General features: G+C 58.7%; 17 protein-coding genes. 11 read left to right on the top strand and 6 right to left on the bottom strand.

The window, feature by feature from the left end; genetic code table 11:
• Positions 1 to 281 precede the first annotated feature (281 nt).
• A complete protein-coding gene (locus tag Poly24_RS01880) occupies positions 282 to 1,364 on the top strand; it encodes a PepSY domain-containing protein (RefSeq protein WP_145089673.1) in 1,083 nt (360 codons plus the stop codon).
• Positions 1,365 to 1,518: 154 nt separating this feature from the next.
• The gene (locus Poly24_RS01875; protein WP_145089670.1) at positions 1,519 to 2,259 is read left to right on the top strand and encodes a class I SAM-dependent methyltransferase; all 741 of its coding nucleotides are present in this window, start codon (positions 1,519 to 1,521) and stop codon (positions 2,257 to 2,259) included.
• Between the two features lie 53 nt (positions 2,260 to 2,312).
• Here the strand turns inward: Poly24_RS01875 and rarD are convergent, their stop codons facing one another.
• The 3 genes from rarD to lepA all read right to left on the bottom strand — a co-directional run bounded on the left by rarD (position 2,313) and on the right by lepA (position 6,702).
• Positions 2,313 to 3,254: an EamA family transporter RarD gene (rarD, locus tag Poly24_RS01870; protein ID WP_231753411.1), complete on the bottom strand. Its 942-nt coding sequence runs from the start codon at positions 3,252 to 3,254 to the stop codon at positions 2,313 to 2,315.
• Between the two features lie 424 nt (positions 3,255 to 3,678).
• Positions 3,679 to 4,854 (bottom strand): Gfo/Idh/MocA family protein, encoded by a 1,176-nt coding sequence (locus Poly24_RS01865; protein ID WP_197452247.1) that lies wholly within the window; start codon positions 4,852 to 4,854, stop codon positions 3,679 to 3,681.
• 51 nt (positions 4,855 to 4,905) lie between these two features.
• The gene (lepA, locus tag Poly24_RS01860) at positions 4,906 to 6,702 is read right to left on the bottom strand and encodes a translation elongation factor 4 (protein ID WP_145089667.1); all 1,797 of its coding nucleotides are present in this window, start codon (positions 6,700 to 6,702) and stop codon (positions 4,906 to 4,908) included.
• Between the two features lie 181 nt (positions 6,703 to 6,883).
• Here lepA and Poly24_RS01855 point away from each other — a divergent pair, with 181 nt between their 5' ends.
• From Poly24_RS01855 to Poly24_RS01815, 9 genes are all read left to right on the top strand, one after another.
• Positions 6,884 to 7,858, top strand: coding sequence for an Rpn family recombination-promoting nuclease/putative transposase (locus tag Poly24_RS01855; protein WP_145089664.1), 975 nt, complete (start codon positions 6,884 to 6,886; stop codon positions 7,856 to 7,858).
• A gap of 270 nt (positions 7,859 to 8,128) precedes the next feature.
• The gene (locus Poly24_RS01850) at positions 8,129 to 9,301 is read left to right on the top strand and encodes a hypothetical protein (protein WP_145089661.1); all 1,173 of its coding nucleotides are present in this window, start codon (positions 8,129 to 8,131) and stop codon (positions 9,299 to 9,301) included.
• Between the two features lie 227 nt (positions 9,302 to 9,528).
• Positions 9,529 to 10,839, top strand: a complete 1,311-nt coding sequence (locus tag Poly24_RS01845; protein ID WP_145089658.1) for a beta-ketoacyl-[acyl-carrier-protein] synthase family protein — start codon at positions 9,529 to 9,531, stop codon at positions 10,837 to 10,839.
• A 270-nt stretch (positions 10,840 to 11,109) separates the two neighbouring features.
• A complete protein-coding gene (gene xylA, locus Poly24_RS01840; protein ID WP_145089655.1) occupies positions 11,110 to 12,429 on the top strand; it encodes a xylose isomerase in 1,320 nt (439 codons plus the stop codon).
• Between the two features lie 266 nt (positions 12,430 to 12,695).
• Positions 12,696 to 13,838 carry a glycosyltransferase family 4 protein gene (locus tag Poly24_RS01835; RefSeq protein WP_145089652.1) on the top strand — a complete coding sequence of 381 codons (1,143 nt, stop codon included), beginning with the start codon at positions 12,696 to 12,698 and terminating at the stop codon, positions 13,836 to 13,838.
• Positions 13,835 to 16,186 (top strand): O-antigen ligase family protein, encoded by a 2,352-nt coding sequence (locus Poly24_RS01830; protein WP_145089649.1) that lies wholly within the window; start codon positions 13,835 to 13,837, stop codon positions 16,184 to 16,186. The genes Poly24_RS01835 and Poly24_RS01830 overlap by 4 nt, the downstream gene beginning before the upstream one ends.
• A 71-nt stretch (positions 16,187 to 16,257) precedes the next feature.
• Positions 16,258 to 17,496, top strand: a complete 1,239-nt coding sequence (locus tag Poly24_RS01825) for a DUF1573 domain-containing protein (RefSeq protein ID WP_145089644.1) — start codon at positions 16,258 to 16,260, stop codon at positions 17,494 to 17,496.
• Positions 17,497 to 17,533: 37 nt separating this feature from the next.
• Positions 17,534 to 19,405, top strand: a complete 1,872-nt coding sequence (locus Poly24_RS01820; protein ID WP_145089641.1) for a multiheme c-type cytochrome — start codon at positions 17,534 to 17,536, stop codon at positions 19,403 to 19,405.
• A 253-nt stretch (positions 19,406 to 19,658) separates the two neighbouring features.
• Positions 19,659 to 21,107, top strand: a complete 1,449-nt coding sequence (locus Poly24_RS01815) for a sulfatase-like hydrolase/transferase (protein WP_197452246.1) — start codon at positions 19,659 to 19,661, stop codon at positions 21,105 to 21,107.
• Positions 21,108 to 21,133: 26 nt separating this feature from the next.
• On the opposite strand, the gene Poly24_RS01810 is transcribed toward Poly24_RS01815, so the two are convergent.
• The 3 genes from Poly24_RS01810 to rbfA all read right to left on the bottom strand — a co-directional run bounded on the left by Poly24_RS01810 (position 21,134) and on the right by rbfA (position 23,554).
• On the bottom strand, positions 21,134 to 21,874 hold the full coding sequence (locus Poly24_RS01810; protein ID WP_145089638.1) for a YebC/PmpR family DNA-binding transcriptional regulator: 741 nt from the start codon (positions 21,872 to 21,874) through the stop codon (positions 21,134 to 21,136).
• A gap of 164 nt (positions 21,875 to 22,038) precedes the next feature.
• Complete coding sequence (locus tag Poly24_RS01805) at positions 22,039 to 23,088, bottom strand: hypothetical protein (protein ID WP_145089635.1); 1,050 nt, start codon at positions 23,086 to 23,088, stop codon at positions 22,039 to 22,041.
• A 70-nt stretch (positions 23,089 to 23,158) separates the two neighbouring features.
• Positions 23,159 to 23,554 carry a 30S ribosome-binding factor RbfA gene (gene rbfA, locus Poly24_RS01800; protein ID WP_145089632.1) on the bottom strand — a complete coding sequence of 132 codons (396 nt, stop codon included), beginning with the start codon at positions 23,552 to 23,554 and terminating at the stop codon, positions 23,159 to 23,161.
• Positions 23,555 to 23,572: the final 18 nt, after the last annotated feature.

Genomic DNA, 23,572 nt, shown 5'->3' with positions numbered 1-23,572 from the left:
CTGCGACCGACTCCACTTACGCGGCTGACCGGCAGATCGAGGCGCTTTGCATCAAAACCGATCCACCTCCCCTGCCCTGCCCCACTCTCTGACGTGGCTGCCGACGCGGTGAGGCGACTCGATTGCCCCCCTTGTTGCTTGCCCAGATTGCAGCAACGATCTAAACGACTCCGCACCCTACGGAGAACATCTCACTTTACAATGCATTCGCTGAGCGTAACTGCGATCCACCGCGCGATCGCGTTGGCCGCGATTCACCTCCCCAATCCTCAACGCCTGCCATGTCGAGCTCGACCGAATCCGCCACTCCCAGTTCGCCCGACGATCTCGATAACGCAAATGGCGAATCGGCGCGACGGGTTCCCAAAAAGAAGACGCGAGCTGAAAAGCTGGGCCGATCGACGGTGATGCTGCTGCGGCGGATCCATCTCTATTCGGGCATCTTCATGTTCCCCTGGGTGCTGATGTACGGGTTCAGCGGATGGATGTTCAATCACCCGCGGATGTTCACCGCCGACGAAGTCACCACCTATCGCGCGGCGGATCTCGACGACGGGCTGCTGACCGACCTGACATCGGCGCAGCAGACGGCGATTGCGGTCGTCGAACAAATCAACCTTCAAACGTCCGAATCCCAGGGCCCCGAACTGCGCATCACCGACGACCGGCGACCGCTGTTCAGCGGACACCTGGAATACAACGTCAACACTCCCACCGCCAAACACCAATTGGCCGTCAACCCCGTCACCGGCGACGGCGAAGTTCGCACGACGCTTGTCGATCCCGAAGCTGACGACGCGGCAGATAATAAACCCGATCCGTTGGCAGAGGTCTATCGAGTCGAGATCGAGCCAAATGTGTCGGCCGACATCCAACGCCAGATTCCGGAAGTGCTCGATCAATTGGGGCTGCCATCGAACCGGGCCAGCCTCGGGTATCGAAAACTGAGCGTCGTTTTTTCGGCCGAAGCCGACGGAATTCCCTGCATCGTCAGCTACAACTTGGCCGACGGCAGCGTCAACAGCGTTCGCGAGGACGACCGCCCGCAACTGACCAAAAAAGCCTTCTTGCAACGCATGCACCTGGGACGGATCTACACGCCGGTCATGGAGATCCGTTGGCTGTGGGCGCTGCTGGTCGATGCGATGTTCGTCTCGATGGTCTTCTGGGGCTGTTCGGGGTTATTGATGTGGTGGCAGATCAAACGAACGCGATGGTTGGGAATGGGGCTGCTGGCGACAAGCATCTTGTTCGCCACCTTCGTCGGCCTGGGCATGCACGATCAAATGACCAGCACCGGCCCGCCGAAGAAGATCCCAGCAAACTTGCCAACCGACACAAAGACACCCGGCAATTCGAAATGACCCGTGGCCGCACGTTCCAATCGATCTCGAACGGAACGGCGCGCATGCCCCTTGCTACAATGGGCGCCGACGCCAACATTCGGCCAGCCAGTGCAGGCAGACCAAGAAACAATTCAACAGCCAACCCTATAGTCCAAAAGGAATGAGAGCACCGATGACTCACCGATCCTTCCTTCACATCTCGCTAGCAGCATTGTTTGCCCTCTCGGTCCAAACGTCAGCACGACTGGAAGCCCAACAGACGGCAACCGAAGCCCCCGCGTCGATCCCCCTGCCCGCTGGGATCAACGACAACTTCAAGGATCCCGAACTCAACGTCAGCGAATGGCTGGATCGCTTCGAAGTCGAAAGCCGCGAGGTCTACGCCGGCCGAAAAGCTGTGCTCGAAGCGTGTGCGATCAAACCGGGCGAAAGGATCGCCGACGTCGGGGCGGGGACCGGTTTCTACAGCCAGTTGTTCGCCAAGACGACCGGCTGGGACGGATGGGTCTACAGCGTCGACATCGCGCCAAGCTTCCTGCAGCACATCGCCTCGCGAGCGACCGCCGACGGAATCGAAAACCTGACAACGGTACTCGGCACCGACGTTTCGATCCGCTTGCCTCCCGAATCGGTCGACCTCGTCTTCATCTGCGATACCTACCATCATTTCGAAAAACCGATGCAATCGCTGGCCTCGATCTACCGGGCGCTAAAGCCCGGCGGACGATTGGTCCTGATCGACTTCGACCGCATTCCAGGCAAATCGCGTGAGTTCATCCTCGGCCACGTGCGGGCTGGAAAAGAGGTCTTTCAAAGCGAAGTCGTCGCGGCAGGCTTCCAGTTCACCGATGAAGTCGAAGTCGATGCGTTCGAAGAAAACTACCTGCTGCGATTCACCAAGCCCAGCAAATAGAAGGTAGCGTCTGCGGTTGGTCGCCTTTCGCTCTGCGAAAGGCGACCATCGTTCTATTCGGCTAGCGCGACTTGGCGGGCTTGCCGCGTCGCTCGGCTCTGCATCTGCAGGCCGCCGACGATGAAGACGGTCACGCCGGTCCAGACAAACAGAAAACCAATCAACTTGCTGCCGCCAAACGCTTCGCCAAGCAACACGACTCCGACAAACCACTGCAACGTGGGCCCCACGTATTGCAGGATCCCGATCGTCGTCAGCGTGACGCGTTTGGCCGCGGTCGCAAATAGAGCCAACGGGGCGATCGTGAGCGCTCCACCGATGATCAACAGCAACCAAGTGACCGGCGTGTAAGGTTGTGCGCCCGGATCGGGGGACTGCAGCAACAGGAACGCCAACGCGGCGGGAAACAGCAGCCCCGTCTCGATCGACAATCCTTCCAAAGGGGGCAGCGTCGCTTTCTTCTTCAGTAGACCGTAGGTCGCAAAAGCGGAGGCCATCGCCAACGCGATCCACGGCATCCCCGAGCCCATCATCACCATCACGGCAACGCCAACCGCGGCAAAGCCGACGGCGATCCACTGAAATGGCCGCAACCTTTCGCCCAATACGACGACTCCAAGCAGCACGTTCAACAGCGGGTTGATGTAATAGCCCAACGAGGCCTGCAGCACTTGGCCGCTGCCGACCGCATACATAAACGCACCCCAGTTGATCCCGATCATCGTTGCTGTCGCCGCGTAGATCGCTAATTTCCGTGGCTCACGAAGCTGCAGCAGAGCGCGACGCAGCCGAGGCATCGCGATCGATAGCGTCATCAACAACAGGAACGACCAAATCACGCGATACGCCGTCAACGTAGCCGAGGGAACGTAATCGAGCAGATGCCAGTAGAGCGGAAAAAAGCCCCACATCATATGGGCACCAACAGCGCACATCGCACCGATCCGCTCGTGACGCGTCGACAAATCGCACTCTTCACCCTGCTGCTCGTTCAACCCGTTTTCCTCTTTCCCTTCATCCCTCTTCCCGTTGCATCCAATGGATCCTTGCCGATCGCCAACCCGCCGCTTGAGACAACGTATCGGGCGATAGGTTCAGTGGCAACGGACACCATCTGGCGGCTGGCCCCCTGCAAATGGGAGCACAAAGTTGCGATGCCCCGCCCCAGCGACATGCCAGCAAACGATGCCACTGGCCCAGCCTACACGCCCAATCCATTTATGAATATGTGCCCGAGGGAATCGAAACGGCGCAAGCATTTCCATTGTTCAGGACGCATGACGAACCGGCTAAATTCGCGTGAACATACGGTTGCCGCGAGGGACCGTGGGGAGCGACGAAGGACAAACTGCAGCTCGGCGAGATGTGGGATTGTAGCCGACGATCAACCGTCGCATTTTTCGCATCGATGGTCGCCTTTCATATTGACGACGGCGACCCGCCGAGCGTCACCCAGCGTTGTTCTGCCGATGACGTCTGCCCGGCTTCGGCCAGCGCCACCCCGTCGACGCCGCGACGCAGCGTCCAAGGAAAGGGTTCGTCCGCCGCAACGTGCCGCAAAAACAACTCCCACTGAACTTTAAAGGCGTTGTCGTAGGTTGTCGTGTCGGGCAGCTTCTGCCATCCGCTGCGGAAGTCGATCGGTTGTGGGATGTCGGGATTCCAAACCGGCCGCGGCGTCGCAGCCATCTCTTGAACCCAACAGTCTCGCAATCCAGCGACCGCCGAGCCCTTGGTCCCATCGATTTGGATCGTCAACAGATCGTCGCGTCGCACCCGCGTCGCCCAAGAGCAATTGAACTGGCACGTGATCCCGCTTTCGGTCACAAAAATCGCATACGCCGAATCGTCCGCGGTGCAGGGATAGGGATTCCCCGCCTCGTCGATTCGCTCGGGCAGATCGATCGTCGCGTGAGCCAGAACGCGATCGATCGGGCCCAACAGATCGCCCAGCAGATACTGCCAATGACAGAACATATCCAACATCATCCCGCCGCCGTCCTCGCGACGATAGTTCCACGAAGGCCGCTGCGCCGGGCGATCGGGATCATGGCCGGTGAAGACCCAATAACCAAACTCGCCGCGGACGCTGAGGATATCGCCGAAAAAGCCTCCGTCGCGGAGCGCTCTCAATTTGCAAACGCCCGGCAACCACAACTTGTCCTGGACCACACCGTTTTTGATCCCCGCCGATTCACAAAGCTCGGCCAAGACCATCGCTTGAGGCACATCGACGGCGATCGGTTTTTCGCAATAAACCGCCCTGCCCTGCTGAGCCGCCTGGCGGACGATCGACGCCCGCACCTGAGTGCTCGAAGCATCGAAGACGATATCGACCTGGGGATCGGTCAGGACGGCATCGACATCGGTCGACCAAGCGACCTGCGCCCCGATCTCTTCGTCCGCCACAACCTCCGCCAAGTGTCGCAACTTCGCCTCGTCACGCCCCAACAGAATCGGCGTCACCTGAATCATTTCTCCGCTGGCCGCGCGGACGCCTCCTTGGCGCATGATCGCCAAAATCGAGCGGACGAAATGTTGATGGGTTCCCATCCGCCCGGTGACACCGTGCATCGCGATCGTCAGATTCGTCATCTCACAGACCAACTTTGATTGCTAGAGCTATCGAAGAACGAAACCGGCCGATCAGTCTTTATCGGCTTGCAACACGGAGACAAACGCTTTTTGCGGGATGTTCACGCTGCCGAACTGCTTCATCTTCGCTTTACCCTTCTTCTGCTTCTCCAACAGCTTATTCTTCCGCGTCACGTCACCGCCGTACAGTTTGGCTGTAACATCTTTGCGGTAGGGTTGGATCGTCGCACGGGCGATGATCGTGCCACCGATCGCACCCTGGATCGGGATCTTAAACTGGTGTCGTGGAATCGCTTCGGCAAGCTGTTCGCAGTAGTGCAACGCTCGCGTCCGCGCCTTCTCGCGGTGGACCAGATAAGAGAGTGCATCGATCGGTTCTTTGTTGACCAAGATCTCCACCTTCACCACGTCGGTCGTGCGGTATTCGATCGGCACGTAATCGAACGATCCGTAACCGCGAGTGATCATCTTCAGCTTGCCATAGAAATCGAACAGCACCTCGCCCAGCGGCATCTCGCTGACCACTTCGACGCGCCCCGCCGACAGGTAGTTCATCGTCTGCGATTCGGAGCGATGATCTCGACACAACTCCATGATCGGACCGACATACGCCTCGGGCGTCAGGATCGTCGCCTTGATATAAGGTTCCGCCGCCGATTGGATCTTCATCGGGTCGGGCCAATAGCTCGGGTTGTCGACTTCCAACGTCGAACCGTCGGTCATCGTCAACTGATACTTCACCGAGGGAGCGGAAATCACCAGCCCGATGTCAAACTCGCGTTGCAGTCGTTCCTGGATCACGTCCAGGTGCAACAAGCCGAGAAAGCCGCAGCGGAAACCGAAGCCCAACGCGGCGGAGCTATCTTTTTCGTAAGTCAACGCAGCGTCGTTGATGGCCAATTTGTCCAAGGCCTTGGTCAGGTCCTGGTATTCGTCGGTGCTCATCGGATAGACCGACGAGAAGACAACTTGGCGCGCCGGTTGATAGCCGGGAATCGGCGCGTCGGCCGGGCGATCTGCCAGCGTGATCGTATCGCCGATCTCGATGTCTTGGACGCTTTTGACTCCCGCGACGATGTAGCCGACTTCGCCCGCGCTGAGCTGTTTGCGCGGAACCAGCTTCAGTTGGTTGTAGCCGAGCTCATCGACTTTGAAGTCGCGATCGGCGTGCATGAAGTGGATGATGTCGCGCGGCTTAAGCGTCCCTTCCATGACGCGAACCTGCAGGATCACGCCGCGGTATTTATCGAAGTGGGCGTCGAAGACCAACGCCTTCAGTGGCGCCGTAGGGTCGCCTGTGGGAGGAGGTAGATGTTCGACGATCCCAGCCAACACATCCTCGATCCCTACGCCGGTCTTCGCCGAAACCGGAATCGCCGCAAACGGATCGAGCCCCAGATCCGAATCGATCTCCTCGCGAGCTCGGTCGACATCGGCTGCCGGAAGATCGATCTTGTTGATCACCGGCAACATTTCCAAATCGTATTCCATCGCCAGGTAGAGATTCGCGACGGTCTGCGCCTCGACGCCCTGGGATGCGTCGACGACGATCAACGCCCCGTCGGAAGCCATCAGCGAACGGCGGACCTCGTGCGAAAAATCGACGTGCCCGGGGGTATCGATCAGGTTCAGCAGATAGTCCTGACCATCGGGAGCTCGGTAGTCCAACGTGACGGTATTGCTTTTGATCGTGATCCCCCGCTCGCGTTCGATATCCATCGAATCAAGCATCTGGTCGTGGAACTCGCGCAGCGAAACCCCGCCGCACGACTGGATCAGGCGATCCGCGAGCGTCGATTTACCGTGATCGATGTGAGCGATAATGCAAAAATTGCGAATATGTTTCATTCGTCGAGTTCTTTGAGGTGGGGGAGCCATTGTCTCGCAAGCACCTCAATCCTAATGAAAGAGACGAGCCGACGACAGGGAACGCCGGTTTGAGAACATTCTTGCTCGCAATGCCGCCCCCCACGCGACTGGATTGTTCAAGGACTCCGGCCTCGGCGACAATAAGGGGCGGAGGTGCCCGATGGCTCTGGGGATCAGTCCTTTAGTCGACTTTGCGTTCAAGAAGATCTTTGGCAGCCCTGAAAATGTTCGGGCGCTGATCGGACTTCTCAATGCCGTGCTCGACCGGGCTTCACCGATCATCGCCGTGGAGATCCTCAATCCGTTCAACTACCAAGAATTCGCCGATGCGAAACAGATCGTGCTGGATGTCAGAGCCCGCGATGACCAGGGGCGATCGTTGAACGTGGAGATGCAGGTATCACGTGTCGGCGGATTGCTGCAACGGCTGAACTATTACGCCTGCTCGCTGTACGTCGACCAGATGCAACGCGGTGGCAACTACTGGACACTCCGCCCGGCTATCTCAATCTGCTTTCTCAACGACCAATTATTTCGCGACACACAACAACCGCACCACTGGTTTGAACAGGTCGATATGGCCAGCGGACGCCGGTTGGCGGGCGGGATCGAAGTACACACGATCGAGCTGCCAAAGTATAATTTGTTAGCCGCCACGATCAGCCAAGCGAGCCGGATCGAACAGTGGGTCTATTTCTTGTTGAAGGCAGATCAGCACGAGACTGCCGAACTGCGGCAAATGTTTTCAGCGTTGGAGTTCCAGGCCGCGATCGATGCAATCGACCGAATCGCAGCGAAAACCGAGGACCGAGTCATGTACGATGAACGAGAAAAAGCGATTCGCGACCAACAATGGTTAATGGAAGGAACGCGCATGGAAGCCCGCCAAGAAGGATTACAGCAGGGAATGCAACAAGGTTTGCAGGAAGGAATGCAGCAAGGCTTGCAAGAGGGGCTACAAGAGGGTTTACAGAAGGGACGCCACGCGGGCGTGCTCGCCGGTCAAATCCAGCTGCTGCAGCGATTGTTGCAACAGCCCGAACAGCCATTGGAAGAACTGCTGCAATTGCCCACCGAAAAACTGACGGCACAACATACCGATCTCCAATCGCAAGCCCGTCTCCGCAACACCTGAGACGCGGATTGCCCAAAGCCTCTGCGGAGGCCAGACGCGTCCATCCGAAATGGTAAACGTCCAGCCTGACCTAGCGCAATTGCCAGCAAAGCTGTCGACGATGTCGCTTTCAAGGCTTTTTAAAAATTGGGCTAAACCTTTGCCGCTCCGCCGCCGGGATCGCTCTTGGCCCGCGTGACATCGCCTGTCTATACTCCCGGCAACGCGCTACCATTTTGAGTACAAAATCGATCGATCTTGCTGGCAGACGGCGACCAAGGAAGGCAACGCATGTTCCAAAAGACTCTACACGCATCGCTCACGATCGCACTGGCGATTGGTTTTGCGACGTCCGCGCGCAGCCTCAACGCCCAAGTCACTCCGCCCCCCACAACCGGTGGACTCTCGACACCGCCGAGCATGCAACGCGCACCGGCCACAACCGCAGCGACTTCGGTCAGCGGACAGCTGCCGCGCGATGCGAACCAAGAGTTCCGGCAATACGACCTGAGTCGCTACACCAACAACCTGTCGAAGATCGACAAACCCGAACAAGCTGTCGTCGATTGGGTGCTGCGAGAAACCGGCACCGATGTCTGGTTCTCCGAACCCTTTGGGTTCTTGAGCACCAACCGCAGCATGCTGACCGCCTACCACACGCCGGAGATGCAAGCGGTTGTCAAAAAGATGGTCGACCGATTCGTCAACGGCCCCACCGATCCTCAAATCCTGAAGCTGCGTCTGCTGACCGTCTCGAGCCCTAACTGGCGGGCTCGCGCGCTGCCGTTGATCCAAGACGTCAACGTGCAATCGCCAGGTGTCCAAGCTTGGCTGCTGACCAAAGAAAACGCCGCCGTCCTGATTTCGATGCTCAGCTCGCGAACCGACGCTCGCGAATCGCAAAACTCCCAAATGACGATCTACAACGGGCAAACCCAATCGCTTTCGAGCACCAAAGGGCGAACCTATGTCCGCACGATCCGCCAAGCATCGACTGTCTGGCCTCCCTACGAACCGGAGATCAGCGAAGTCCACGAGGGCTATCAATTGGAGATCAGCCCGCTGTTGGACACCGATGGCAAAACGATCGAATGCGTGATCCGCGCCCAGATCGACCAGGTCGATAAATTGGTTCCAGTCGGCATCGACCTGCCGCTGCCCAACGGCCAATCGCACCGCACGCAGATCGAAGTGCCACAGATCGTCAGCTGGCGATTGCATGAACGCTTCCGCTGGGATTCCGACATGGTGCTGCTGCTGTCGTGCGGCGTGATCGCCAGCCCCGATCGGCAGACCTCGTCCAACCCGTTGCTGAACCTCGACCGCTTCATCGGCAACACTCCCGGTCGCGCCGACGCTCTGCTGTTCCTCACCTTTGGCGGCCGCGCCGGCGAAGGACTCGCCCCCACAGCCGCTACTCCTCAAGCATCGGTCGCGGGAAGCATCAGCCGAGGCCGCTACTAACTCAGCTGCGAGCCACCCGACGACGTACCAACGCAGACGGCTCGTGCGGAGATCGAACCAATCCCCAAAGCGGTGCGAATGCTATCGCACTCAGCGATCGGGATCCCCTTCTTTTCAGCCCTACTTTCCAAGTTCGGCCCACTAGCCCTGTCCTACCCCGTTCACTCCAGCCCAGGTTGGGATAAAATGCCCGGTTTGGCAAGCTACCCTTCAAATTTGCTTTGAATATGCGTGATTCCGTTTCTCCCCGTCGCGTTGTGATCACTGGTGTCGGACTTATCAGCCCGCTGGGCAATCAAGTCGAAGCGGTGTGGGAAGCATTGCGCGACCGAAAGAGCGCCGTCGACCGACTGCAAGCGCTCCCCAGCGATGTGATGTCCATCAGTTGCGGCGCCGAGGCGCGCGACTTCACCGGCAGCATCGACGAATTTGGTCCGTTGGACAAACAGCTCCAACGCGCGATCAAAAAGGGCCTGAAGCTGATGTGCCGCGAGATCGAGATGGGGGTCGCAGCGGCTCAATTAGCACTCCACGATTCGGGACTCTCGTCGGACGTTCGCGATCCCGACCGCACCGGCGTCCTCTATGGCAGCGACTATATTATGACGCTGCCCGAAGAATTCGCCGCCGGAATTCGCAAGTGCCAGGATGCCGAAGGACGCTTCCAATTCGAACGTTGGAGCGAACTGGGGCTGCCCGAAGTCAACCCGCTGTGGCTGTTGAAGTACCTGCCGAACATGCCCGCCAGCCACATCGCGATCTACAACGACCTGCGCGGTGCCAACAATTCACTCACCTTGCGCGAAGCCTCTCCCGGAGCGGCGATCGGCGAAGCGGTCTCGACCATTTCTCGCGGGATCGTCGACGCAATGGTCGTCGGCGCGACCGGCACGCGGATCAATCCCTTCCGCACGCTGCACGTGGTGATGCAAGAAGTTCTCGCCGGCGGAAGCGAAAACCCGGCGGGATTGAGTCGCCCGTTCGACAAAGACCGCACCGGTTCGGTGCTGGGTGAAGGAGCCGGGGCGTTCATCCTGGAAGAACTGGAATTCGCGAAAGCTCGCGGCGCCGAGATCCTTGGCGAAGTCGTCGGGTTTGGCTCCAGCACCGCGGGTCGCACCGCAGGGCCTCAGTTCATTCAAACCGCACTGGCCAATGCACTGCGTGGTGCGATGCGGAACAGCGACACAAGCGTCGGTCACGTCAACGCCCACGGTATCGGCACCCCCGACGGCGACATCCAGGAAGCTGCGGCGATCGTCGAAGTCTTGGGAACCGACACGCCGCCAGTTGTTGCTGCCAAAAGCAACTTCGGCAACCTCGGTGCCGGCGGCGGAATGGTTGAAGCGATCGCCAGCGTCAAAGCCCTTGCGGAGGGGTCGCTGTGGCCGACTTTAAATTACGAAACGCCCGACGCCGACTGCCCCATCAATGTCGTCAGCTCCAACGATGTCCCCGCCGGCGATAACTTCGTCAGCCTGAACGTCTCGCCTCAAGGCCAAGCGACGGCATTCCGAATCGCGAAATTTGCGGGCTGATCCGCGTTCGCGATCGAAAATACGCGTTTCCTAGATCGCACCGCCCTCCACCGCGCCGCAGCAAATGGCTTCCGCTCGCTGCCGCCGTGGACTTGTTTCCGGCGTTCGGACCGTCGATGATATTGGCGGTTTATACCTTGCGTGCCATGAAACGATGCACATCCCGCCCTTATCGGTCGGATCGTCGGCTTGGGGCCACGCGAAGCGAATCGACGGCCCCCCTCGTCGGAATCATCTATCCCCAACACCTCCTAATATTTTAGAGCTGCCATGTCTGCTTTTCCCGAAATCGGCAAGATCGCTTACGAAGGTCCTGAATCGGACAACCCGCTAGCCTTCCGTTGGTACAACCCCGACGAAGTTGTCGAGGGAAAGACGATGAAGGATCATTTGCGGTTCAGCGTCGTCTACTGGCACACCTTCCGCGGCACCGGATCGGATCCGTTTGGCCCCGGCACAGCAGTTCGCCCCTGGGAAGATGGCACCGATTCGGTTGAAAACGCCTGCAACCGAGCCCGCGTGGCGTTTGAGTTCATCGAGAAACTGGGAGCTCCCTTCTACGCTTTCCACGATCGCGACATCGCTCCCGAGGGCGCGAACCTCGCCGAAACCAACAGCAACCTCGACGCCGTCGTCGCCGTCCTCAAAGAGGAACAGCAACGGACCGGCATCAAACTGTTGTGGGGAACGGCGAACATGTTCAGCAACCCCCGCTTCATGCACGGTGCGGCCACGTCGTGCAACGCCGACGTCGTCGCGTACGCCGGCGCTCAAGTTAAAAAAGCCCTCGAAGTCACCAAGGAACTCGGCGGCGAGAACTACGTTTTCTGGGGCGGCCGCGAAGGCTACCAGAACCTCTACAACACCGACATCCGCCGCGAACTGGATCACCTGGGATCGTTCTTCCACATGGCGGTCGACTACGCCAAAGAGATCGGGTTCGACGGGCCGTTCTTGATCGAACCGAAGCCGAAAGAACCGACGAAGCACCAGTACGATTCGGACGCCGCGGCCTGCATCAACTTCCTTCGCGCGTACGAACTGACCGACCATTTCAAATTGAACATCGAGACCAACCACGCCACGCTGGCTGGCCATTCGATGATGCACGAATTGGATTACGCCGGTGCCCAAGACATGATCGGTTCGATCGATGCCAACACCGGCGACATGCTGCTGGGCTGGGACACCGACCAATTCCCGACCGATTATTACCTGACCTCGCAAACGATGCTAATGCTGCTGAAATACGGCGGTCTGACCACCGGCGGCGTCAACTTCGACGCCAAGGTGCGACGCGAGAGCTTCGAACCGATCGATCTGTTCTACGCGCACATCGGCGGCATGGATGCGTTTGCTCGCGGGCTGAAGATCGCCGCTGCGATCCGCGCCGACAAGGCGTTGGAAAACTTTGTCAGCGAGCGCTACGCAAGCTTCGATTCGGGGATCGGCCAGAAGATCGAACAGGGCAAGACCAGCTTAAAAGAACTGGAAGCCTATATGCTCGAGAAGGGTGAAGCCGACGCGAACCAGAGCGGCCGCCAAGAGATGCTCGAAAACGTTTTTAATCGCTATATCGATCGTGTGTAAAACAGTCGTGATGTCACGAACGGTTACCTTTCGAGCGATGACAAACGTTTTCAATCGCCATATCGATCGTGTGTAAACAGAAGTGATGTCGCGAACGGTTACCTTTCAAGCGGTGACAAGCGTTTTCAATCGCCATATCGATCGTGTATCGCCAAACGTGGCAAAACGAACGTTTCCGGTGCAATCGATGACAAACATTTTTCATCGCTTTCGCTATACTGTTCGTTTGCCATAAGAAAACGCTCCCTTAAAAATCACCTTCGCGAATGCTCGACCTACGATCGCTATTGTTCTTGCTCGCAGTCACCGCGCTGCCGGCTGCGATCATCAGTTGGATCGTCGTTGCGGTGGTGCGTCGGTTCGCCGAACCGTTAGGACTCGTCGACCGACCGGGAGAGCGCAAGGTCCACACCACTCCCACGCCACTGGGCGGCGGGATCGGGATCTGGGCCGGAATCATCGGCACTTTCCTGGCGGGATCGATCACCGTCTGGTATCTGATCAACCTGCCGATGATCGCCAACCTATTGCCCGCAAGCGTCCTGGAACATGTCGACGGGCTGCGATTTCGCACCCGCGAATTGTGGCTGGTCCTTGGAGCGGGGACTGTCCTGACACTGCTGGGGCTCGTCGACGATTGGCGCGGCTTGCCCGCGACACTCCGCCTGGCGATCGAATTCGCCGTTGCAATTGCCAGTGTTTTGGTGCTCGGTTACGGCCTGACGGCCTTCATTCCCGTCCCGTTGGTGACATCCACCCTTTCGGTGATCTGGATCGTCGCGTTGATCAATTCGTTCAACATGCTGGACAACATGGATGGTTTGAGCGGCGGAGTGGCGGCAATCATCGCGGCGATGCTGGCGGCGGTGATGCTGTTGAGTCCCGATCCCGACACGCAGCAGCCACAGTTTTTTGTCGCGGCGATGCTGCTGGTCGTCGTCGGATCGCTGCTGGGATTCCTGTGGCACAACCGCCCTCCGGCAAAGATCTTCATGGGCGACGCGGGCAGCTACCTGGTCGGGTTCCTGATCGGAATCGCCACCCTGGCGGCGACCTACGCTGGCTACAAAGGGAGCGAACGACCGCATGGCATCCTGGCGCCGCTATGTGTGATGGCGGTACCGCTGTACGACATGACAACGGTTCTGTGGATTCGGATCCGCGAGGGGCGCAGCCCGTTCGTCGCCGATAAAAGCCATTTCTCGCATCGGCTGGTTGATCTGGGACTCACGAAAGTTCAAGCTGTTCTGACGATCTATCTGGTCACGGGAACCTGTGGTCTGGCAGCGCTGCTGTTGGGCCGCGTCGATTCCCAAGCGGCGATCATCGTCGTGGGGATCGTCCTCTGCATGCTCGCTCTTGTTGTGATTCTGGAATCGACCGGTTGGCGAAAAAAAAACAAAGATTGACGACCACCAAGCCGAAGCCGCCCGAACCGAGCCATCGCCACGGTCCGAGCGATGCATCGGCAGCCCCTTGGCCGCCGGTCGCGTATGCCGGCACACTGGCTCGGTTCGGAATCGCGGCGCTGTTGGTCGCGACATTGCTGGCTCCCGCCGATAGTACGGCGGTAGAGCAGGGATCGGCGACCTACCTGAGCCTACTGACGCTGCCGCTGGCGATCGCTGCATTTTTCTATTGGCCCGCTGGACCAACGCAGGGCCGCCGGACCGAACTGCTGCTGCTGGCTCTCGTCGTTTGGGTCGGCCTCGCCACCTGGTCGGTCGCCGGTCGCGGGAACCTCCGTTTTGCGGTCAACGAGTTTTGGGTCTGGCTCGGCTGCCTGGCGGCCTACGCATCGGCACGGCGAGCGATCGTCACAACAGCGCAGAAACAGTGTCTCACCATCGTCCTGTTAGCGTCACTCACGACGTTGGCAATCCACGCGATCCATCAGAAATACGTCAGCATCCCCGCATCGATCGAACAATACCGCCAGGATCCCGAGGGACAATTGCGCCTCGCCGGACTCGACGCTCCCGCCGGATCGGCCCTTCGCTACCAGTACGAAGGGCGACTGTTTGCCGCGGAATCGATGGCGACGTTCAGCCTGTCGACCTCGGCGGCAGTCATCCTGTTCATGGGACTCACGATCGCCGGCGGCATGGTTTTGTGGCGGCGGAAATTGCAGCTGACCCAGCTGCAAACAGGGGCGGCGGCGGTTGCTACGGCGATGCTTGCCTGGGGAATCCTGACCACCGGCAGTCGCATCGTGCTGATCCTTTCGATCGCCGGAGCGATCGCGATGCTGGTGTGTCGATTTGTCGGGGGCGTCTGGTTAAAGGCCCCGCTTCGCTCCGCGGAAGACTCGGAGGCGGAACCGACCTTCGCAAAGCGAAAGGCAACCCTGGTGCCGATGCTTGCCGTTGCCTGCGCCTTGGGAGGAACCTGTCTCGGCGCAGCGATCACCCACTCCCCTGCCCTGCTGGCCAAATTCCCACTGTCGGTGCAGTTCCGGTTTCAATACTGGGCCAGCAGCTTCCGAATGCTTGCCGACCATCGGTGGTTCGGTGCTGGGCCGGGAAACTTTCAATCGACCTACCCACGTTTTAAAGCGGCGTCGATGAGCGAGATGATCGCCGACCCGCACAACTTCCTGTTGGAATCAGCCACCGCCGCGGGACTGCCAGTCGGCATCCTGTGCATGGCGATCTTGTGGAGCCTGGCGGCGGGCTGGAGCCGAAGCAACCAAGGTGAACATTCCAGCGAACCGGCGATGGACGGAGAGGGACTGAGCCGGCGGAGCCAAGCCGCCGCAGGCGGCCGCTGCGACTGGGCGATCTGTGGCGGTGCACTGCTGTCGGTCGCAACGGTCTGGTTCCTGGGGCCCTGGTTTGGCGTGGCTCCCGATATCGAACCCTATCTGATTTCGATCCCGCTGGCGGCGACATTCGTCTATTTCATGGCCGGCTGGTTCGGGACGGATGTCAACTGGGAAGCGATCGCTTGGCCGGGCTGCTTCGCCGTCCTGGCCGCCCTGCTCTTCTCCGGAGGTTGGACGACGCCGGGGATCGCGATTCCGCTGTGGGTCCTGATCGGCGCGATCAGCTCGCGCCAGCTGCCTGCCGAAGCGAATGCCCGCACGCCACGACAGCTGAGTCTGCTGGCCGGGCTGGGCTTGCTGGCCCTGTTCTGCGTCACCACGCTCACTCCTGTAACGCAAACGCTAGCGTTGACTCAAAACGCAAGGGACCGGATCGCCACTGGCGACGCCTCATCGGCGATCGAGATGTTGCGACAAGCGACCGAGGCCGACCGCTGGGACGCTGCGCCAGCGATGCAGCTGGAATCGGTCCTGACAAGTGCATTGATGCAGCAGCAACCGACAGCGGCAGTTCGCCAACAGTGGCAGCAGGCGAAGGAGGAAGTGCTGCGCCGCGACCCGAGCAATCCGCGAGCTTGGCAGCAGCTGGCCGAATCCCAGCTGAGGATCTACCACCGCTGGGGCGACCGGCAGGACTTACAGGCCGCACTCGAATCAAACGAAAACGCACTACGACTGGACCCGACTAGCATCCAGATCGCCGCTCAGGTTGCTGTTCTAGCGGCCGCCAGCGGTGACAGCCCACGCGCCGAAGCCGCCTGGCAACAAGCGGAACAGCTGGCTAAGGTCAACCAAAACCTTGAATCGGACTGGAATCTGCTGACCATCCTCCCGGCGACCGGTTCCACGGATGGGCAGGCTTTTATCGAACGCCTGACGGTCCAACAGGCGTGGGCGAACCGAAAAGCGGGATCTCCCGTAGAAAACGATTAAAAATCGGTGAAACGACCGAAACGCGTTTCGAACGCGTCCCTTCCCTTCCTCCATCGAAGACCTGAAAATTCATGCGTGTCCTAGCAATCATCGCGCTGGCTTTGATCGGCGGCATCTCGATCGGCAAGCTGACCGGCTCGCGTCAAATCTCCGAATCGGTGGACCATTTTGGCCCGTTCACCGAAGTCGAAGGCTTTGACGAGGAGCAATTACCAGCTTACCTCAGCTCGCTGATCCCCGATGCGGTCGGAAAGATCGAGGTGATCGGCGAGAAGGAATTCGACTTCGGCGTCATGCACCGCAACACCGAAGGGGAACACGCCTTCAAGATTCGCAACGTGGGGACAGGCCCGCTGCGAATGAAGGTCACCGGATCAACCTGCAAATGCACCGTGGGTGAACTCGAAAACGAATCACTCGCTCCCGGCGAAAGCTCAGAAATCAAGTTAACCTGGAAAACACGCTCCAGCAGTGCCGAATTCGCTCAAACGGCAACGATCCAAACCAACGATCCCGAGAACATCGAACTGAAGCTGACCGTCCACGGCGCGTTGGTCGAATCGCTGTTGACCGAACCTACCGACTGGTCCGTTGGTAACGTCACCTCGGGTGAACCGATCGAATTGAAGCTGACCGCCTACAGCTACGACGCCGCCCCGATCGAAATCGTTTCGGCAGAATTCCTTGACGCTCCGGTTCAAGAACTTGCCGAAATCCACTGGACGGAGCGAAAACCTGACGAAAAGACCGATGGGAAACACCACGCGGCGAGCCAAGTTTTTGAATTCGACGTAAAGGTTCACCCCGGCCTGCGGCAGGGTGCGATGAATCACTTAATGCGAGTGAACTACAAGAGTGAAGATCTCGAAGAGGTTAATCCATCGTTCGACATCAATCTTTCAGGAAAAATCGTCGGCCCGCTGCGGCTGCTCGGCGGCAGCAAATTAGAACAATCCGAAAAGGGGGGCGGCGGCGGGTACCGATTTAATTTCGGGACCGTTCGCAAGGGAGATCCAGGGGACGAACGGATCCACCTGGTAATCCGCGGCAAAGAGTACGACGATCTGGTGGTAAAGATTGGGGAGATCAAACCCGACAATGTGTTCGCAGTGAGCTTCGGAGAGGAGAATCGTCGAGGTTCCCTGCGATCGATACCGATAGATATCAAAATCAAGCCCGAGGCCCCTGTCGGCATCGTTCGTGGGATTAAATCACTCGATACCGGCTACGTCATGCTGGAACCTCAAAATAGTCAACTGTCCCCATTGAAGCTGTGGTTGACGGTGGAGGTGACCGCCGTGGACAATTAGGCAGGGAAAATTCGACAACGCGGTGCGATCCAACACTATGCATAGAACACATCTACGATTCCTGACCGTCACCTGTGGCTTGCTGCTCCCCTGGGGTTGCAACCAACCTACACCGGTCGTCCAGGAACCCAACGAGATCGCGGAACCGGTTGAAATTGCCGCCGATCCCGCAGCACCCGAGCGAGCCCCTGAAATCACCCCACCGCCACCAGCCGCCGCTGCCGAACTTCCGGCTGCAGCACCCGAAGAGGCAGTGACCGACAACGACACGCCCGCCGCGATCCCACAAACGACCGATAGCAGCTCAGCGACAAAGGACGCCGATGAGGCGATCGCGCTGACAGCCGCTGCGAAAAACGGAAAATCGACTGCCGTCGAAGAAACCACCGCGGTCACCGAAGCCCCCCCCGCAACGGAAGATGCCGTTGCCGAAACCCCAAGCGACTCGGCGCAGGCGACCGATACCGCCAGTTCACCCGCGGTGACAAAATCGCCTCTGGACACCGAAATCGATAACCGTTGGAAGAGTTGGCCCAAGCCGAGCGCGGTGATTCTGTTCACCGGTGAACAACATGGCTACATCGAACCTTGCGGTTGCACAGGACTGGAAAACCAAAAAGGCGGCCTGGCGCGACGCCATACATTGATCAAGGAGATCGAGGCGCTAGGCTGGAACGTGGTACCGATGGACGCTGGCAATCAAGTGCGTCGCTATGGCCAGCAAGCGGGAATCAAGTTCCAAACCACCGTGTCGTCCCTGCGGACGCTCGGTTACCGCGCCGTTGGATTTGGCCCCGACGACCTGCGATTGGATGTCGGACTGCTGCTTTCCGAAGCGGCCAGCGATCCAGACAGTGCATTGCAGTTCGTTTCCGCCAACGTGACCCTGCTGGATCCGGAACTACTCCCCGCGACTCGCGTTATCGTTTCGGGAGGCAAACGGATCGGTGTGACATCGATCCTCGACCCCAAGACGATCGGGCAACCACTCGGTGATGAAATCATCGTCGACCCTGTTGCCCCGGCAGTGAAGAAATCGATCGCCCAAATGGCGAAAGAAAACTGCGACTACAAAGTGCTGATGTACTACGGCGGCAACAGCGCTGAAGAGGACATCAACGCACTCGGAGCTCAACTCGATGGGATCGATCTGGTCGTGATTGCCAACGAGTTTGGCGAACCGACGTACAAACCGCAAAAGGTTCGAGATTCCGCGAACACGGAAATGATCCTGACCGGCCACAAAGCGATGTATGCCTGCCTGATCGCGCTTTACGACGATGGTTCGCCCAGCCGCTATGTTCGCATCCCTTTGACGTCCGCGTTAAAGGACTCTCCAGCGATGCTGCAATCGCTGGCCGTCTACCAAGACCACCTAAAGAACCTCGGGCTCAGCGGCCTCGGCTTGAACCCGATTCCACATGCCAGTGGCAGCAAGTTCGTTGGGTCGGAAAAGTGCGGCGAATGCCACACCACCGCGATGGCGATCTGGGAGGCAACGCCTCATGCCCACGCGACCGAATCGATCGTTCATCCGCCCAACGACCGTGGCGACATCGCCCGGCATTTTGATCCCGAATGCCTCAGCTGCCATGTGACCGGATGGAATCCGCAAGGCTACTACCCTTACCTGAGCGGCTACCTGAGCCTGGAGTCGACGCCGCATATGGTCGCCAACGGCTGCGAGAACTGCCACGGACCGGGATCGCAACACGTAGCGGCCGAGGAAGGAGACATTACCGCCAGCGACGACCTGCTGGAGAAATTGAGAAACGCGATGCGGCTGCCGCTCGACCAGGCGCGTGAACGCTGCATGGATTGCCACGATCTCGATAACAGCCCCGACTTTCACAAGGACGGTGCGTTCGAGAAGTACTGGGAACAGGTCAAGCACGTCGGCAAGGATTAGCCAACCGATCGTGCGCGTGCAACAACGACCCGACCATCCGTCCGTCCCGCGCGACGACGGATTTGCACTGTACTGGATGCTTGGCAATCCAGTGCTCCCGATCGAGTAGCAACGGCCGCACATTCGCTGCGTCCTTCCCCCGCGAGCCGGGGAGCCAACAACCGAGGGCAGACGCAACGGAACGCATCGTCGGATCGGCTCCACGTACGCGACTCGGACAACTTTGCTAGCTGACGAGACATGCGATAGAATCTTGACTGACATTTTACAACTGGAGGTCATGATGGCTTATTCGCAGCTTGTTCGTCGGATCGGCTTTTTCGCGGCGTTGATACTGGCCGGAACGGGTTTCGCAAAATCCGCAACGGCGGCACAGCGGCCAAACTTTCTTGTCATCGTCAGCGATGACCAGCGGCCCGATACGATCGCAGCGCTGGGGAACCCCGTGATCGAGACCCCCAACTTGGATCAACTGGTTCGAGAGGGGATGACGTTCACGCGAGCAAGCTCCGCCTTTCCGCTGTGCGTTCCCAGTCGCGCGGAGATCCTGACCGGGGCGACCGCGTTTCACAACGGCGTTCCCTACGGCGGCGGAAGACTGAAGAAGGGGCAAGTTTTCTGGGCCGACGCCCTTCGCGATGCCGGCTACCAAACTTGGTACTGCGGAAAATGGATGAACGACGGCGCCCCCAAGACGCGTGGTTATGATGAAACGGGTGGATTGTTCAGCAGTGGCGGTGCGGGACCACAGGGTCGTGAACCGCGCTACGGCAGGCACGATCGGCTGATTACCGGCTATCGCGGCTGGACCTTCAAATCGGCGGACGGCAAGCCGGAACTGGAGAAAGGAATCGGCGTGGTCGGCGAGACCAGCAAGTACATTGCCGACGGGGCGATCGATTTGCTGCAACGCAAAACCGACAAGCCGTTCTTCATGCACGTCAACTTCACCGCCCCGCACGATCCGCTGATCATTCCGCCGGGATACGTTGGCAAATACAAAGCTTCGGAGATGCAGGTACCGGCAAACCTGTTACCCAAGCACCCCTTCGACCACGGGAACATCGACGGCCGTGACGAACAACTGCTCCCCTGGCCGCGGACCGAAGGGGACGTCCGCGAGGAAATCGCCGCCTATTACGCGGTCATCGATGACATGGATGCCCAGATCGGTCGAATCCTTGACGCGCTGAAAGCTTCGGGCCGCTACGACAACACGGTGATCCTCTTCACCAGCGACCACGGCTTGGCGCTCGGAAGCCACGGCCTGATGGGGAAACAAAACATGTACGAGCACACGATCGGTGTTCCGTTTATCATCGCCGGCCCGGGAATCCCAAAAGATCAACGAACGGCGGCGCAGATCTATCTGCGCGATATGTATCCCACGACGTGCGAACTGGCGGGAATCCCGATCCCCAAAACCGTGGAAGCCAAAAGCCTTGTGCCGATCCTTCGCTCGCCCGAGGCAGAGATCTACCCTGCAGTGTATGGATACTACCAGGACACCCAACGCATGATTCGGACCTCGCGATGGAAACTGATCCGTTATCCAAAAATCGGCCGCACCCAATTGTTCGACCTGGAAAACGATCCCGAAGAACTCGTCGACCTGTCCGAATCTCGAAAACACCAAGCATTGGTCAGCCAACTTGGCGACCAGATGGACCAATGGTTTCAACAGCAAACCGACAGGCCATAACCGCAGACCGACGACGCCGACATCGATCAGCCGCCTAACGAATCATCGGTGATGCTGAGATTGGTCGAAACGCTTTGCACATCGTCGTGCTCGTCCAACAGCTCCAACAAACGCATCGCCTGCTGAGCAACGGATCCCTCGACCTCGACAGTCGTCTGCGGCAAACGCGTCACCTCGCTCAGCTCCGGCTGCAACTGAGCCGCTTCGAAGGCGGCTAACAGATCGCTGAAGTTCTCCGGCGGACAAGTGACTTCCCAGCCCCCCGAATCGCCGCGTTGGATGTCGTCAGCGCCCCCTTCCAGGGCAACCTCGGTCAACCGCTCTTCATCGGTCTCGGCAGCAAACAGAATCAATCCCTTGCGATCGAACAGATAGGCGACCGAATTGATCGTCCCAAGATTTCCGCCGTTGCGTTCGAACAGAACGCGCATCTCCGGCGCGGTCCGGTTGCGATTGTCGGTCAAGACGTCGCATAGAATGGCGACGCCACCGGGCCCATAACCCTCGTAGAGAACCTCTTCCAAGTTCCCGCCGTCGAGTTCACCGGTTCCCCGCTTCACCGCCCGTTCGATGTTATCCTTGGGCATGCTGACCGCTTTGGCATCATCGATCGCCTTGCGGAGCCGGATGTTGGTATCGAGATCTCCGCCGCCCAACTTGGCTGCCACGATGATCGCCTTGCTCAGTCGACTCCAAAGCTTTCCACGCTTGTTATCGACGAGGGCCTTCTTGTGCTTAATCCCAGCCCAATGGGAGTGACCCGCCATTGTTGCTTACCCGCGTTTGGAATCATCAAAAAGAGAGAGACTTCAACCTGGAAAGCTCGGTTAGCCCAACAGGGCAATGCACCCGACAAAACCAACAAACAGTCCAAGCGTCGAAAAACCGCGCGACGGTTATCGACCCCTTAAAAAATGCCCAGCAGCCCAAACTATCGAGGCTTCTTCTTCGTCAGCTTCTTCGTTGCACTACGGGCCGGTTTGGCAGCTGCCGTCGAATCCCCCTTCTGCTCGGAATCCTTCGTCGACTTCGATTTCGAAGCTCCCTTTTTCGGAGCCGCCTTAGCCGGAGGCGTCGATTGCGTTGCCGCCTTCTTGGCCTTAATCGATGCCGCAATTCCCTTCAACGGCGCCTTGTCGGAAGGAACGGGTGCGGTGGACTTCTTGGCCGGCTTCTTTACCGCGGCACTCTTACTGGCCGCAGCTTTGGTGGCCGCGGTCTTATCGGTCGACTTATCCGCAGCCGCTTTATTGGCACCCGACTTGTTGCTGCTCGACTTGCTCGGGCTTGCAGGAGCCACCTTCTTGCCCGGCAACAGATCCGCCGCGTCGGGATTCACCTGCAAAATCAATTTGTGCAGCTCGGGGTCCTGAGGATTGCTGGCCAAATCCAACGCCGCTTGGTGAAGCAACGATGAGAACTCGGTCCCCTTGGCCTTTGGGATAGCCCGTTCGATCCCAGGCACCTTGCTGGTCTCCCGTTCGGCGTCATTAACAATGCCACAGTAGTAACAAATATCGATCCCAACCGCATTGATTGGAATCGCGTGCCCACCAAGCCCTTGTTGGACGATATACGCCAACACGAACGAGGTCATTGCTGGAAATTCGCTCAGATCCTTGATCGTCTTACCAAGGTTCTGCTTCTTCATCTCTTCGATGTCGAACGAATAATAGGTCTCAAACAACGCGTGCAGATTCTTCTTCAATCGCGATGCCGCTTCGTTCGCGTTAGGCAACCGCGGGAACGATTCAGCCAACTCGCTAACCGTTGTCACGCGGACTTCGTTCCAATCGAAGTAGTCTTGTTCTAAACGAGCAATCCCTTCATCGGCCGCTTCCTGCGACCCGTTTTCCAACAGACAAGCGTACAAGAAGTGCTCAAACAAATTCCTACCAGCCGAAGGGGGCAGCGGCTTGTAACGCTTTTTCAACAGACTGAAAAGCTTGGTGATCCTAGCTGACCGATTGGTTGTGCTCATGTTGTTTGTTTGCAGATGTCAATGATCGGTATATGAAAACGAAGGGATAAACCAACACGCCAACAACACCCTACGACGCGTCTTCCGACGTATCCGCAGCGGCATCATCCGACGGGGGCGGAGTCTCTTTCCGCAATTCCTCGAGTATGCGACTAACCTCAAGCGCGTTGTTGAGGCCTTTATCAATTTTGAAAGTCAATCGCGGCGTGTACCGTGTGTCGATACGCGCGGCGATTTTGGATTGCAAGTAGCCAGCGGAATTCTGGAGCCCCCGCAGCGTCAACGCCTGCTGCTTCTCATCCCCCATCACGCTCACGCGAACCTTCGCGTTTCGCATGTCCGAATCGATCTCGACCCCGATCACCGTGACATCCTTGACTCGCGGGTCGCGCAACTCCGTAAGAATCGATGTTGCCACGACTTCACGGATTGCCTCGGCGGCTTTGAGTTGACGACGCGATGTCACGATAGGATAGCCAATAGG

The organism is Rosistilla carotiformis, assembly GCF_007753095.1.
Classification (GTDB): Bacteria; Planctomycetota; Planctomycetia; order Pirellulales; family Pirellulaceae; genus Rosistilla; species Rosistilla carotiformis.
Note: the sequence above shows the minus strand (reverse complement) of the source record. Positions and strands in the feature narration are given on the sequence as shown.

Bases quoted from the DNA above. Each gene is read 5' to 3' on its own strand.
- Poly24_RS01855 (WP_145089664.1), top strand. From the start codon at position 6,884: ATGGCTCTGGGGATCAGTCCTTTAGTCGACTTTGCGTTCAAGAAGATC.
- Poly24_RS01875 (WP_145089670.1), top strand. From the start codon at position 1,519: ATGACTCACCGATCCTTCCTTCACATCTCGCTAGCAGCATTGTTTGCC.
- Poly24_RS01850 (WP_145089661.1), top strand. From the start codon at position 8,129: ATGTTCCAAAAGACTCTACACGCATCGCTCACGATCGCACTGGCGATT.
- xylA (WP_145089655.1), top strand. From the start codon at position 11,110: ATGTCTGCTTTTCCCGAAATCGGCAAGATCGCTTACGAAGGTCCTGAA.
- Poly24_RS01825 (WP_145089644.1), top strand. From the start codon at position 16,258: ATGCGTGTCCTAGCAATCATCGCGCTGGCTTTGATCGGCGGCATCTCG.
- Poly24_RS01820 (WP_145089641.1), top strand. From the start codon at position 17,534: ATGCATAGAACACATCTACGATTCCTGACCGTCACCTGTGGCTTGCTG.
- Poly24_RS01880 (WP_145089673.1), top strand. From the start codon at position 282: ATGTCGAGCTCGACCGAATCCGCCACTCCCAGTTCGCCCGACGATCTC.
- Poly24_RS01865 (WP_197452247.1), bottom strand. From the start codon at position 4,854: ATGACGAATCTGACGATCGCGATGCACGGTGTCACCGGGCGGATGGGA.
- Poly24_RS01845 (WP_145089658.1), top strand. From the start codon at position 9,529: ATGCGTGATTCCGTTTCTCCCCGTCGCGTTGTGATCACTGGTGTCGGA.
- Poly24_RS01805 (WP_145089635.1), bottom strand. From the start codon at position 23,088: ATGAGCACAACCAATCGGTCAGCTAGGATCACCAAGCTTTTCAGTCTG.
- Poly24_RS01810 (WP_145089638.1), bottom strand. From the start codon at position 21,874: ATGGCGGGTCACTCCCATTGGGCTGGGATTAAGCACAAGAAGGCCCTC.
- lepA (WP_145089667.1), bottom strand. From the start codon at position 6,702: ATGAAACATATTCGCAATTTTTGCATTATCGCTCACATCGATCACGGT.
- Poly24_RS01835 (WP_145089652.1), top strand. From the start codon at position 12,696: ATGCTCGACCTACGATCGCTATTGTTCTTGCTCGCAGTCACCGCGCTG.